At 43.9% G+C, this 13691-nt stretch carries 7 protein-coding genes; 3 read left to right on the top strand and 4 right to left on the bottom strand.

The window, feature by feature from the left end; translation table 11 throughout:
* Window positions 1–68: 68 nt before the first annotated feature.
* On the bottom strand, window positions 69–770 hold the full coding sequence (locus tag B036_RS0116035) for a hypothetical protein (protein ID WP_020569748.1): 702 nt from the start codon (window positions 768–770) through the stop codon (window positions 69–71).
* Window positions 771–837: 67 nt separating this feature from the next.
* The gene (locus tag B036_RS0116030) at window positions 838–1830 is read right to left on the bottom strand and encodes a hypothetical protein (protein WP_026232041.1); all 993 of its coding nucleotides are present in this window, start codon (window positions 1828–1830) and stop codon (window positions 838–840) included.
* A 102-nt stretch (window positions 1831–1932) separates the two neighbouring features.
* On the opposite strand from B036_RS0116030, the gene B036_RS32245 reads away from it, so the two are divergent.
* The 3 genes from B036_RS32245 to B036_RS33610 all read left to right on the top strand — a co-directional run bounded on the left by B036_RS32245 (window position 1933) and on the right by B036_RS33610 (window position 6823).
* The gene (locus tag B036_RS32245; protein WP_020569746.1) at window positions 1933–3762 is read left to right on the top strand and encodes an SUMF1/EgtB/PvdO family nonheme iron enzyme; all 1830 of its coding nucleotides are present in this window, start codon (window positions 1933–1935) and stop codon (window positions 3760–3762) included.
* 192 nt (window positions 3763–3954) lie between these two features.
* Entirely contained in the window at window positions 3955–5691 is a 1737-nt protein-coding gene (locus B036_RS32240; RefSeq protein WP_020569745.1) for an SUMF1/EgtB/PvdO family nonheme iron enzyme, read from the top strand.
* Window positions 5692–5701: 10 nt separating this feature from the next.
* Window positions 5702–6823: a hypothetical protein gene (locus tag B036_RS33610; RefSeq protein ID WP_020569744.1), complete on the top strand. Its 1122-nt coding sequence runs from the start codon at window positions 5702–5704 to the stop codon at window positions 6821–6823.
* A 25-nt stretch (window positions 6824–6848) separates the two neighbouring features.
* Here the strand turns inward: B036_RS33610 and B036_RS32235 are convergent, their stop codons facing one another.
* Both B036_RS32235 and B036_RS29665 read right to left on the bottom strand, forming a co-directional pair.
* On the bottom strand, window positions 6849–10844 hold the full coding sequence (locus tag B036_RS32235) for a right-handed parallel beta-helix repeat-containing protein (RefSeq protein ID WP_169435072.1): 3996 nt from the start codon (window positions 10842–10844) through the stop codon (window positions 6849–6851).
* Window positions 10845–11584: 740 nt separating this feature from the next.
* Window positions 11585–13687, bottom strand: coding sequence for a DUF4832 domain-containing protein (locus tag B036_RS29665; RefSeq protein WP_020569742.1), 2103 nt, complete (start codon window positions 13685–13687; stop codon window positions 11585–11587).
* Window positions 13688–13691 lie beyond the last annotated feature (4 nt).

Genomic DNA, 13691 nt, shown 5'->3' with positions numbered 1-13691 from the left:
GAGTACTTAACTTTAAAAATTAAAAAGTTGTCGCCATATTATTTCTTGCTGCCTTTCTATAAAATTAATCATTGATTATTCTTGAAATGAGCCTTAATTATCCAAGCAATGTAAACTCCAATAACACTTTCGACTAACGCTAGGTAGACTATCATTTCATTGAAGTTCCACCGTTCTTGTCCTTTTCCGTTGAGCAAGAATATCAGAAATAGCATATAAACGGGAAATAACCCGAAGGAAAGAGTGATAAGGGGACCATTCACATAACTTGCGTCAAGGCTCGTCGATTTTTCCTTACGCAGAGAGTCAGAAAGTATGACGGATACATAAACGGCTAAAGTTGGTAGGAGAACTGAAATCGTTGCTTTCAACTCTGACTGATTGAAGTTTCCAGATGAATGAAGGTAGGTAAGACAGACCAATACAATTATTTTAGCAAAGCAAATGAGGTAGAGTATTAAATTTTTAAAAGTGCGCAGCTGCAGCGGTTTACGTTTGCCTTTTGCCCGTTTAGGGACATCGGGGAGTCGGTCAGTCCAGGCAAGTAGGTTATGAGTTAATTGTGCTTGAGAATGAGAGACCGTGGTGTAATCTAACAAACCACTGATAGCATTATCTTCGTGCAGGGCTAATTTGGCAGCTTGGGTAGTAAGACCGTTGACGACATCTGAAAGGTTACAGTACTCGGCGTAAGCGAGGGCTTGATTAAGTGCGGTACGCATTCGGCCTTCTTGTAGGTTTTTCCGGATGTCAGCTTTAGTGTGGTTCATACCGAAAGAGCTTTTTGTATCCTGATTGCTGGTGAAGAGTCGAAGATTATAAAAAGAAGAGGACCTCCTAAGGTTTTATCGATAGAAAGTATTGTTTTAGCTGCTTCTGAAACTCTTTAGCATAAGGCTTCAGAAAGGCTTCTTCGAAATCTGGATCCATATCCATCCAGCCGGTGCGTGGGCGGTAGTTACCAGAGCCAAATTTTCCGGTGATCACAATATTGAGGTTAAAGCTCTGCGCACCCTGGTTAAGATTGATCTTAAACTCGAGGCGCTCACGGCGCATATCGTTGCATGGCCCCCACCAACTTTCGACGATATCGCACCATAATGATTGTTTTTCATCGATGAGTACTTCTCGGCAAAGGTCTTCGACATAGAATTCTAGATAGTAATCTGTTTGTTCTTCAGGAGCAAGTACCTTTGGGTGGCGGCCCTCGCAATTTTCTTTTTTGACTTCGTATTTTTCGCGAGCGAAGTCTTGCACTGCTCGGAATATATCTGTGGCAACAGCCTTACCATTGATCCGGGTATTGGTCAGCGTAGAAGAGGTGCTAAAGTTTTGAATGGGAACTTCGACGTTAATAGTCTGTGATTTACAGTTATCGATTTTATCTATCAATTTTAGCAAACCATTTTCCTCCCAAATCCACACGTAAAAGCAGGAGTTGTAAGTGTGGCCTTTCGGAATGTACACTTGTATGTTGGCGGAGTCTGGGGATACCTCTGTAAAACGAACAAATGTGTTGAAAAGACTGGCTTCTAGTGTTTCAGCACCTGGACTAGGCTGAAAACTATTTTGTAAACTCCTCCAGGTTCCCGCAGCCCGGTCGGGGTCAGGTTCGGTTAATTTAAGAAAGAGTTCTAACTGTAAGTCGTTTTTGGCAAGATGGATACTATCTACTTGGAGTAGTGATCCTAAATTTTTACTGTCGAGCCAACGCTGATAAAGATGTGCTTTTTTTTGGAGAAAGGGCAGGTCCTTTTTCAAAGTGCCCTGTGCGTTGATCATTAGTCCAGATAATAATAGGAACACAAAAAGCAAGGTGTAGCGATGCATAGCTTGTTTAGGTTATATGGGGATAAATGTAAGTTATATATTGTGTTTTAGAAACTATGTTGTGGCTATTCCATTTAACGAAGGCTATAAATTATGAACACTATGCGAATTTGCGTCCGTACTTTGCTACTTCTAACCTTTTTTAGCACCTGCGTTAGCGCCCAAAAAGCTAGTCAGGACTATGCTTTCATATTTTACAATACTAAATTCTCTGAGGGGTTGAGCCCTCTTCCTGATACTGATGCAGAAACCAAAGCGTTGGCTAAGGAGCTTGAAGATAATTATAACTTCATGGTAAAACGCTATGGGAACTTGGACTTGGCTCAACTAGAGGCTCAGCTGAAAGAAATTAATAGTCGCCCTTTTGGGCCAAATGACCAAGTATTATTTTATTTTTCTAGCCATGGCAATTACCGGGCAGGTAGTGACCGAGGATATCTAATCCCGACCGACGGCCCCGCTAAATGGAACTTCACTACGGGTTGGCTCAGTTACGATGATCTACGGGACTATCTTAGTGCAAACAAGGCAAAACATATCTTGGTTGGCTTGGATGCATGCTACTCCGGCTCCTTCGGTAAAAGCACCAGGGGTGGGCCGGAATCGCTTCCTTGGGAAAAGACCGCCGACTGTGAAACCATTAGCCGGCGTTCCTTAAAGTATAAAAGCAGACTGTATTTTTCCTCTGGAAACAAAGAAGAACGAACGGCAGCACAATCAGAATTTTTGGGCAGGTGGCTAGAGTGCCTTCAGGAGAGCCCATTAAAAGGAGATTTTGTGGTGAATAAAGATATTTTAAAAGAATACGTTGATAAAAAAGTTGTTTACTCTACGCCGGAGGACGGAACGTTCATTGGGCATGAGAATAGAGGGGACTTTGTATTCATTCATAAGGATGCTTGCGTATCAATAGTAGACGAGTCACAGGTTGCCGATAATGCCCACTGGGCAAGGGTGAAGAGGGAAATGACAGCTAATTTAGCGAATGAGCACATCACGATTTATAAGAATTGTCTACATTATCAGGACGCGTTGAAAATGTTGGGTGGCTGGGTGACAAGGCCTCCAGCTTCTGATATAGTCGTACCGCGAGGCATGGTATCCGTTCCCGGCGGAGCCTTCAAAATGGGTGATACTTTCGATGAAGGGAAAGATGATGAAAAACCCGTCCACGCCGTTACGGTCTCACCTTTCCAAATGGGGCGCTATGAAGTGACATTTGCAGAGTATGATCGTTTCACAAACGCTACTGGAAAGAAAAGAGTTAATGATAGTTGGGGGAGAGGCCAGCAACCGGTCGTAGCTGTTTCTTGGTTCGATGCGATCAGTTACTGCAACTGGTTAAGTAGTCAACAGGGCTTCACCCCTGTATACCGTTTGGTAGATGCGCAAAGACATAATGCTTGGGTAGCGTCAAAATACGGTATGGAACTGAAGGAAAATGAAGGTATTTCTGTTAACCTAAGCGCCAATGGATTTCGCTTACCAACAGAAGCAGAGTGGGAATTTGCTGCTTCTTATACCAATGGTCATAGTAAAGCCCGCTTTGGTAATGGTAACTCAACCATCCGACCTACGCAATTTAACTACAACGCCAGCACAAACTATAAAAAGAGGTACTCCGAAACCGGGCTCTATCGGGAGAAAACAGTAGAAGTGGGTAGTTTGAATAACCCTAATTTACTGGGCATCCATGAGCTCTCCGGTAATGTTTGGGAATGGTGCCTTGATTGGTACGGCGAAAACTATTATGATGAATCAATTGGGAGTAGTAACCCAACGGGTCCTTCCAGCGGATCGGAACGCCTTTTGCGCGGCGGTTCTTGGATTGACGCTCCGGTAATATGCCGCACAGGTTATCGCGGTAAGAACAGGCCAGGGTACCGCAGCAGGGCCGTTAGTTTTCGCCTTGCGCGCTCTCCTCTCGAATAATTAGGTTGTATTTAACGGTTCCACTAAGAACGGATATAAGTTAAGGCCCCGCAGGGGGTTAACCTGTTCCGGCTGTAGGTTTTTTTCTTTTTCTCCTCCAATTTTGATATAATGCTTCTACGACTCTCAGTACTCTCCACTCTTTTGCTCTTGTGTGTTTTTACGCTGGGAGTAAGTCAAGTACCTGGGAACATGAATACCTCGAAATCTGGTAAGGATTACGCCTTCATATTCTGTACCGCTGATTATAGCAATGGTTGGACGGACTTGAATGAAACTAAAACTGCGATCATCGATCTAAAGTCTGAATTAAGCGATAACTATAACTTCCAAGTAGAAGTCTTTAACGACCTTAAGCTTGCGGAATTAAAAAATAATCTTGCCGAAATTAATAGCCGGAATTTTAGCGATAAAGACCAAGTGCTGTTTTTCTTTACCGGTCATGGGTATTACAAACCTGAAAGTGATAACGGGTACTTGATTCCTTCCGACGGCCAATCCAAATGGGACTACGGTGACGGCTGGCTTAGTTATGCTAAATTGAGAGAATACCTTAGCGATAACAAGGCCGGGCACTTGCTGGTTGCTTTTGATGCTTGTCACTCCGGATCCTTTGGCAAACGTACCATGGGGAAGCCTAGTGCTACGCCTTGGGAAAAGGACGCAGACTGTAATGACATTAAGCGAAGCTCTCTACGACATGTGAGTAGGCTATTCTTCTCGTCGGGTAACAAAACTGAACGGGTTCCTATTCAGTCCGAATTTCTCAAGCGATGGTTACAATGCTTAAAAGACTATCCTAAGGAAAAGAAGTTTGTTGTTACTGACGATGACTTGCGGGAATATATAAATTCTGTTACGTCTTCTAGCCCTATAGACGGCGATTTTACGGGGCATACGAGTTCAGGGAAATTCGTATTTATACACAAAAATGCATGTGAGCTAATAACTACCCCTTCGCAGGTCGCCGATAGTACCCATTGGGCTGGAGTGCAGCTGGAAAGGACGGCCTTAAAGGCCAATGAACACATCGAGCTTTATGGAAAATGTTTGCATTACGAGTACGCTTTGACGATTCTTAACGGAGATGATACTGGAAGATATGCCATTTCGGGGCAAATGGTGTCTTGTGAGCGCAAAGGAGATAAGCCAAACCAATCAAATATATTTTATATGTCCAGTACTGAGGTTACTGTCAAAGAGTTTAAGTTGTTCATCGATTCATCAGGTTATCAGACTTATGCAGGGGAGGAAGGTTCCTCTGGTAGCCAATGCTATTGTGAAGGTGATGATGAACTTGTCTGGACTGAAAATGTAAATTGGCGGCATGATTCCTATGGAAAATTACTACAGCCTTTACAGTATGATTATCCTGTTGTGCACATATCTTGGTATGATGCGATTGCCTACTGTAATTGGCGTAGTGAATTAGATTCACTTACTCCTGTATACACCATTACCGACAAAAAAATTATTTGGAGCCGGAAGGCTAATGGATACCGTTTACCTACCATAGACGAATGGAAACTGCTAGCGGACGGGCCTGAAAAAAATGGTATGTGGGGGGGGGCGAATGATAGAACTAGTCGTAATAAGTTTATTAATCAAATGTCTGATCAAGATACTTTTCCTGCGCTCGCGCCGGTTGGCAGTTTTTTTGCTAATGGCTATGGTATGGCGGATATGTTAGGTAATGTAAGTGAGTGGTGCTGGGATCAGGTTGTCGACACGGATTTATGCGACTCGAAAGAAGAGCCGAATTTTTACGGGGCACGAGTTACTGGTCAATCAGGCTATTGTCGTGTTCATCTGGGAGGCGATTGGTCCGAACAAGATTTACACTTATATCAGAAAGAGGCTGAAAAAGCAAATCACCCCTTGTATAGGTCAGGAAGAATCGGTTTTCGAATTGCTCGTAATAAAAATTAATCATATATTTATGCGATATGTCACTGCTGTTATTATTGGTTTTTTAGCATCTTCGATGTTGCAGGGACAACTATCTCACGAGTACGTGTTAGCTAGAGAGGATTTTGTTACTATTAATCCAGCTAGTCTTAATGGGGTTTACATGGACCTCCCATTGTACAAATTTTACCAACTGGTGAATATTAACTGGCAAGGACGTTACTTAGGTGGTCAACAGTTCAGTCGACACGCGGGCATCAGATACCAGGATCGGTCAGATACTTGGCACTACGCTCTAACCCTAGAAAGTGAAAGATTACACGTACATGATCGTCACCAACTTACACTTGCAATTGGACAAGTAGATGGAAAAGACTATAAAAAGGATGACCGCAAAGCCATAAGCTTCGGTGGATCATTTCATGCAGGATGGAACGATACGCGGATTGGTGATCTAAGATATGGACAGCCAAACGATCCGAATCAATTTCTATCAAGTAGCTCCGCTAGCCTCGGATTGTCTGCCGGGGTGTTTGGATTTCATAATGAAAATAATATTATCAGATATTTTGGCGCTTCAGCTAGTGCTAATTCTGATACTAGGTATAGTGAAGAGACTTACCATTTTTATGGCTTGGGAGGCATTGGTCGTCGCTTTTCGGATGTTCTGAGTATTGACGTAAGCATTTGGACACGTTACACCCATGTATCCAGACCTCGTGGTATTTTTGTTCCTTCTGCAAATGTACCAGTATCGCTTAATTCTTCCTTAAGGGTAGTTCATAGCTTGAAGCCAGATAGGAAATATACGGGGGCTGTAGGGACATCTATCAGCGGCGGCTGGTACGGCAAAGAGTATTTTCGTTTTAGAATTTCTGGATTCTTCCTTAAGGCCAATCAAAAAAAATCTTTTACGGTTTCCTCTCCTTCTCAATTCGGGTTTGCTTATGAAAAAGATTATTTGGATAACGGTTTGCAGTTTGGGGATACTTATCACCTAGTTATTATTAGTCCATTAGGTATTCCGTTCTTTTCTGATGATGGTCACGGTAACCCAAATTTAATGCAATCTATTCCAGGAGACAGTGGTTATAATTCTCCAAAGTATCAGAAAAGAAAAAATCGGCTTAGTAAGAAAAGGCCAGACGGGTGATTTGGTACAGAAGAAGATCTACCCCTCAGCGGCTAACTTCTATCGCGCCGGTAAGGACCTTACCGTTGCTGGTTGTTACTCGGTACTGATAGGTGCCGGAAGATACTAGATTCCCATTCCCCCTTCGTCCGTCCCATCTCGAAAAAGTTGATGACTTGAAAATCAGGTGACCCGAGCTGTTGTAAATGCGAATCTCACTAAACTCTATGTCGTTACGACAATCTACCGATAAACGCTCCTTAGGGTCGAAAAAGTCGTTATGGCCATCTCCATTCGGCGTAAACACGTTTACACTATTCTCTTGAAGTTCCAGGAAACAATCAGCAGTGATTTGTAGAATAACTCGCCCTTCAAGGCAAGGTCCGTTACAGGCAGTGGGGCATAAACGATAGGTGAATACGTAGTCGCCTATCGTTCTTCCGTCAGGATAATAAAATATTTCGTTCCCAATTACGACTACTTCTCCAGAAGACGGCTGGTCTACTTCGATCTCCACAGGGCCATCAAAAAGGTCATTAACCAATACATCTATTAGTACCTCTTCGTCCGTACGTAAAAGAGACTTTTCGTCGTCTACTACCAAAAAGACCCCTTCTTCCGTGGCGCTAAGATGTAAAATAATTAAACTATCACAACCTCCAAAGGGGGCGGGCCGGATCCATTCAGAGCTGTCTGGTGGAGTGAGTAACTCTCCGTTAAACAGATAAGAAGATCCCGTACAAACGACTGCGTTTATAACCCTTACAGGCCTGTCTTCATTAAACAGCGTCAATTGCCGAATCAGAGAGTCACACCCTTCCAGGGCTTGTAAGGTGTCACTGTATATTCCTGCTTCATAAACGAATTCTTCGCCGAAAAGAATGGAATCCTGATTACAGATGTTGGCGCTAGATGCTTCTACGGGCAGTGAGTTTCGAAAACAACCGCAGGTACAGTCATCATTTATACGGTCCATCTCAGCTGTAATAGCGCCATCATCACAATTAGCACCAACAGATATTCCCCCGCTATTACACCACGCAACAAAGTTCCCCTCGTACGGTAAAAGAGGATTATTATACATCCTAATGTTTTCACCACAACGGTTTTGAAAAGATTCAGGAATACAGCCACTTAAGTTATTAGTGTGCATACTCAGTTCACCTATTGGAAGGTTTGCCAGAGTTTCAGGAATTTCTCCATTCAGTTTATTATCCGACATGAACAGAATGCTTAATAAAGGAAGTTCTCCCAATTGGCGGGGTATTTTACCCTCGATTTGATTGCCGTTTAGGTTCAGGTAACTGAGAGCGCGTAGTGAACCAAAGGAAATCGGTATAGTATCGGTAAGGTTGTTGTTACTTAAATTTAAGATTTGTAGCCTGGTCAAATTGCCCAATGTGACAGGTAACGGGCCGTCAAGTAATGAATTGTTAACTATCGATATGGTCTCGATCCGACTTAGTTGCCCGAGAGATGGTGGCAATGAACCCGTGAGGTTGTTGTTAATTAAATAAAGCCGGGTCAGTTGACCTAAATCACCTATGCCTTGGGGGATCTCTGACCCTCTAAGTTCTAAGTTGTAGCTGAGATTAAGAAAAACCAACTCACTAAGGAGACCGATCGAGTCGGGGATCAACCCCACTAGGTTATTTCCATCAGCGGGCATAGAAGAAAAATTACCATCTGCAACACCATCTAGGTCTAATCTGGTAACACGCTCAGTAGAGTCGCATGTAATACCGTACCATTCACAAGGCAAGCAGTCTTTACCCCATCCGGCTGACGTAGAAGAGGGGATGTCATTTGTTCCGTTAAAATTCCATCCTAAACCTCTAGTCGACCGATAAAGAGCCATCAAGGCAGCGTAATCAGGGTGATCACATTCATCATCTCCTGCACAAGGACTGCAAGATGAGCCTCCACAATCTATGCCTGTTTCGTTTCCGTTTTGGATCAGATCATCACAACGTGGAACAACAAAATTGCACATAACCGTGCATCCATTACCATCTTCAAGGCTTATGATGAACTCATTGACGTTAGTTCCCCCCAGGCTTTGATTGCCAGCCATATTCGTAATAGTTGTAATAGATACACCATCTCTGTTGATGCCTAATCTCAACGGAGGCGTACCTGAATAGCTTATATCCAGTTCTCTTCGGTTATCGTTGTAGATGCAGCTAAGTGTAGGAAGAGGAGATATCTGAACTAAGAGAACTACTGCCTGAGAGGTGCAAATATCGCTGACCACTCTTGCATATACTTCGACTCCTTCGGAGAAGTCGTAAGTTTCGGGGTTATTAATGGATACATCATTAATTGTATCCCGTAACCATACGACCGAGTATCCTGACAAGCTACCTATTACTTCACTGTCTTTACCTCTGAGGTTGATAGTCGTGCTAGTATTTTCACATTGTCTAAGTGTGGTAGGGGACATAGCACGGGCCTCTGCGCAAGGAGGCTCAACTTGAACACAGTTTGAAAAGGCACTAGTCGCATCACCCATATGGGCAAGTACGATAACCTGCGTACCCGCCGGCAACTCCGGAGCAACGGAAAAATTCCAGGCTGTCTCTCCTGCTTGGACTGCTGAAGTTCCAAGTAAATTTGTTCCTTGGCACGGAAGACCTCCGTCACCGCAACGGGAATGGTCGACGGCATAAAGTTCTATTGCTGTAGCACCAGCGGTCACGGTACCTTCAACTTGCGTGGTCGTTGAGGAACTTGCAATGATCGGTGGAAGAATACCTCCATTTGCCCCGGTGGCCAGCCTAATGATCTCGTCGGGTTGGCAGTAAAAACTATTGGAGGACATGTAGCATCGGCTGATTGTAGCGGCCATGGAAATACCTCGGGATTGATTGAAGGCGATATCATTTTCACTTATCTCCAGTTGGTTGGAGGAACCCCGAAGGCGAATACCGTTCATTGAGTTCCCCTGGTCTTCTCCCAAATCATTTGTCCCGATGTGATTTCGTCGGATCGTGAGTTGGGTACAAAAGCTATCGATAAGTAAACCAGTAGTCTGAACCATACTACTCATGGATTGATTCCCCAAAGTGTTTTGCTCAACGGTCCCGTCCGTTGTGTTATATAGGCAGATCCCTGAACGGCCATTGTTGAATGATATATTTCCTTCGATGATAAACGAGGAGCCATCGTTTATGTCAAGACCATCTTCTGCATTGAACGATAGTATGTTGTTTGTGATTCGGGCTGAATTACTACCGCTTTTTAAAAAAATACCGTCACCGGAGTTATTGGTGAATCCATTAAGAGTCACCGTATTTCCGGTTAAGCTTACACGCTGACTGTTCTCAACTAGAATACCACTATTGCCAAACCTCTCAATCCGTAAGTTCTGTAAATAAACATCGTCGGCACCAATGATTTGTATGCCATCTTCTTCTCCTGAGAGTAGTGCTCCCGTAATTGTGAAGGACGAGCCTTCTTCATCAGAGCCAATAATAGTTATGTTGTCGTCTGTAATTGGCGGTAGAGCAGAAGTAACGCTAAGAGTACCTTGGACGGAAATAATGATGGTGTCTAACAAGGTGTCTTCATTAGCGCAATTAATTGCCTCCCGTAAGCTCCCAGGTCCTGAATCTGAGTTAGAAGTAACAAAAGTGGTCGACCCACCGGGGCAGTCAACCAGGATAACTTCAACCGTTATAGGTGCAATCCTCATACACATGCCAGGTACTGCATCATTATATATTATGACTTCGTAAACCCCGGCATCCTCAAAGGTAACCTGGGGCAAGTTAAAGGTGTCGTTGTCAAAGTAGGTATTCCATGTTACGCTATCTTTTGTCCATTCATAACGGTTTCCAGAAGATGTATCTACCCCCAGACGAAGTAAGAAATCTTCCCCTTCAGTAAGTTCAACGAATTGTTCCTCGATGGGAGAATCTTGGGGACATAAATTATAAAGACCTCCCCGATCAATAATAGCCTGTAAACCAGCCGCAGCAGGGATGACATCGCTGAAGGTCCAATCGTTAAAGTCGCCGATTAGCACACGTAAATTGTTCATGTTGACTAACTCGGGGCTCAATGGCTCGTCCATTGCTGTCACATCTATGTATACTCTCTTTAGGTTCGTGAGAAAATAAAAAGAGTCAGGTAAGGTGCCTCTTAGATAATAGTTGTCCGTTAGGAAAAGTGAGTCGAGTTGCTGTAATCTACCTATAGCGTTAGGGAGTGAACCCGTTAGGTTGTTCCCACCGGGCGACTCATTATTAGCGAAATTCGGTATACTGTCATTGTCTAAGTCAAGTATACAAACACATCCATCAGGATTGGTTTTAACCCCAAACCAAGATTCCATACGAATGGTAGGGTCATTCCGCCATCCATCAGACCTGCCCCAGTTGCTACCTCCAGTAGAGTCATAAATCTCTAGTAGTGCCAGAGAATCTCTAATAGGATCACAACTCATTTGCTGTTTACTTAGACGGGTAACCGAATTAGTAGTCCAGCCGATTCCAGTTATAGAAACCAAGGCGAGTAATATAAAGGATAAAAGTATGGGTGTTTTTAACATGGGTGTAAAATCGGAGGGTGTAATACTTCAGTTATAGCAATTCACTTTCTCGAAACTAAAGCAAAGAAAGAGTAAGGCAGAACTAATTTAATGAAGATTGAAGGAGTAATTTTAATGTGTAGACATTACTTTTTAAGCCTTCCTTGCATCCTGCGTTCGCGCCATGCTTTTGATGTATTTCATAACGCAAAAACATTGTGTGACCTTCTACCGGAAATCGACCACATGTACTATCTTATCACTATCCTTTTGATCCATCGAGCACTTGCAGTATTCACTACTAAAACACAGTTTCCTCGAATTGTCGGGCGTAGATCAATTTCGTTAGTGAGCGGTCCTGAAAACAAGAGTTGGCCAAGTATATCAAAAACTTGGATAGAGGCGCCTTCAGGCTTTCCTCCTACCCACATTAAACGTATTCGCTCGGAAGAAGGATTCGGCGATAGAATCAAATCTTGTTTTCCACCATCTTCAACCGTCACTCTAATAATGGAAGAATAATGAATAGACCCGTCGAAGTCTACTGAACGGAGCCTGTAATAGTACCAATCGTTAGCTAGATCGGAGCGGTCGGTAAAACTGTAGCTTGTCGTGCTATTGCCTGAATTTGATGCGTTTTTTCGTGCCAGTAAAGAGAAATTCACTCCATCTTCACTACGAAGAATTTCGTGAAACTCTAAGTCAGTTTCTAACTGTGTGACCCACTTAAGGTGTATAGCCTTATCTCTTGCCTGACCCGTAAAGGTGAGTAGTTCTAAAGGTAAGGACTGATTGTCGGGGACGAAAGAAATACCCCCCCCACAGTTGCCACTTACTCCTGTAATGGTAATTTCTTGACCCAATCGGTTAAACCCTGTCGTGGGTTCCCAGCCATCTATTCCTCCTGGCAGTAAACTACCAAGTCGGATGCTATAATCTGCTCGCCCGTACAGTGTAGGCATAGGGTCAGGTAGGTGAAGCATCAATTCATAGTTGCCAATAGGTATGGAGGCCGGTAGGCATGGGCTAGCGCTTACTACAACCGTTCCCGATTCAGGTTGCCACCTTCTAGGATCTTCTGCTAGCTCTGCTCGCCATATTTCGCCACTTGTCGTTTCACGTAGAATTAACTCCACTTTACGTTCATTGAAGGGCGCGGCATAACCTGCATTTTGCAAACTTATGGTGACCGGTAGCGTTGATCCGGCAGTAACTGAGACTGGATAGTTTCCTTGTGTCAAGTTAAAGCGATAGCCCAATGATCGTTTTATGGCATCCATACAGCCACCGGATTGCCAGTCGTTGTTGACGGCTTGATTGTAATCCGAGTTTAGATAGGAGTAATGAAGTCTGCGTAGTTCGGAGTCGCCAAATGCTTGGCTGTTGGTGCTGCTACAGTTATTCTGGGGGTTGTATCCATCCGAACACGTTTCACCACCCACTACCACGAAACGACTGTCCTCAGCAAAATAGGGCTTTAAGTTTGCGGTATCGGAATTTGCGCCACTACTACTGTTTCCATAATTAGCATAAGTGCCAAAGTCATCAGCGCTAGCGAGCAAGCAGTCATTATGGAAGCCCAAACGTGCCTTATCGGATCCCGAATAGCTTTCACTTACTGTGAGGGGAAGGGAGTTGGTTGGGGCATTGATACCATAGACAAGGCGTTGCTTTAACTGAGGATACCTCACTTGAACCATTCGCTCTGCGGGAACTGCTGCAAGAAGAGCTTCCAGCACATCGTTCCTGTCTTCCCAATCCGCGTCAAATAGTTGACTATTTCCTTCTGGCGATGCATCGCCAAAATAGTCCGTATAGTAATTCTCGCCCCATACCCCTATAAATCCCATCTGGATAGCAGCGATAACATCCTTGTTACCCGCTAGGATGGGCCCAAGCTGATTTATGTGCTGTAGTATAATAGCCTTGGGTGCATCTCCATAAGGTGGGCAAATAAAGCTTAGGCATCCACTACCATTTACTTCGTCCGTATAGGCGAATCTTGGGATCAGCTTTACCCCGGCAGCACGCGCTGCTGCAAAATCAGCTGCGACCTCATTAAGATAGTTTTGACTAATCGGTCCGGCCTTGAAGTCTTCCAGGAAAAAGTATCGAAAGGCCAACGTGCTGACTACCGAATAACTCGCTCCTCCAGGGGTGTATGGGTTTCGGTAGCTTTGTAGTTCACCTACTACTAACGGGCTATAGTTACCTGATCGCGTTTCAGTATAACGATAAAATCCGCGCTCCGGATTTGGGAAGTCTTCAGCTGAAGATTGGTAAGTTATAGTTATCTGCGCGGCAGTCGCTACACTAATCAGCAGACTTGGCAAGAATAATAGAATACGAAGCATGTAG

The organism is Neolewinella persica DSM 23188, assembly GCF_000373105.1.
Taxonomy (GTDB): domain Bacteria; phylum Bacteroidota; class Bacteroidia; order Chitinophagales; family Saprospiraceae; genus Neolewinella; species Neolewinella persica.
This window is presented reverse-complemented; position numbering and strand designations above follow the sequence as displayed.

What these genes read in the sequence shown, in the direction of transcription:
- B036_RS0116030 (WP_026232041.1), bottom strand. Translation starts at nt 1,830, where the DNA reads ATGCATCGCTACACCTTGCTTTTTGTGTTCCTATTATTATCTGGACTA.
- B036_RS0116035 (WP_020569748.1), bottom strand. Translation starts at nt 770, where the DNA reads ATGAACCACACTAAAGCTGACATCCGGAAAAACCTACAAGAAGGCCGA.
- B036_RS33610 (WP_020569744.1), top strand. Translation starts at nt 5,702, where the DNA reads ATGCGATATGTCACTGCTGTTATTATTGGTTTTTTAGCATCTTCGATG.
- B036_RS32235 (WP_169435072.1), bottom strand. Translation starts at nt 10,844, where the DNA reads ATGAACAATTTACGTGTGCTAATCGGCGACTTTAACGATTGGACCTTC.
- B036_RS29665 (WP_020569742.1), bottom strand. Translation starts at nt 13,687, where the DNA reads ATGCTTCGTATTCTATTATTCTTGCCAAGTCTGCTGATTAGTGTAGCG.
- B036_RS32245 (WP_020569746.1), top strand. Translation starts at nt 1,933, where the DNA reads ATGCGAATTTGCGTCCGTACTTTGCTACTTCTAACCTTTTTTAGCACC.
- B036_RS32240 (WP_020569745.1), top strand. Translation starts at nt 3,955, where the DNA reads ATGAATACCTCGAAATCTGGTAAGGATTACGCCTTCATATTCTGTACC.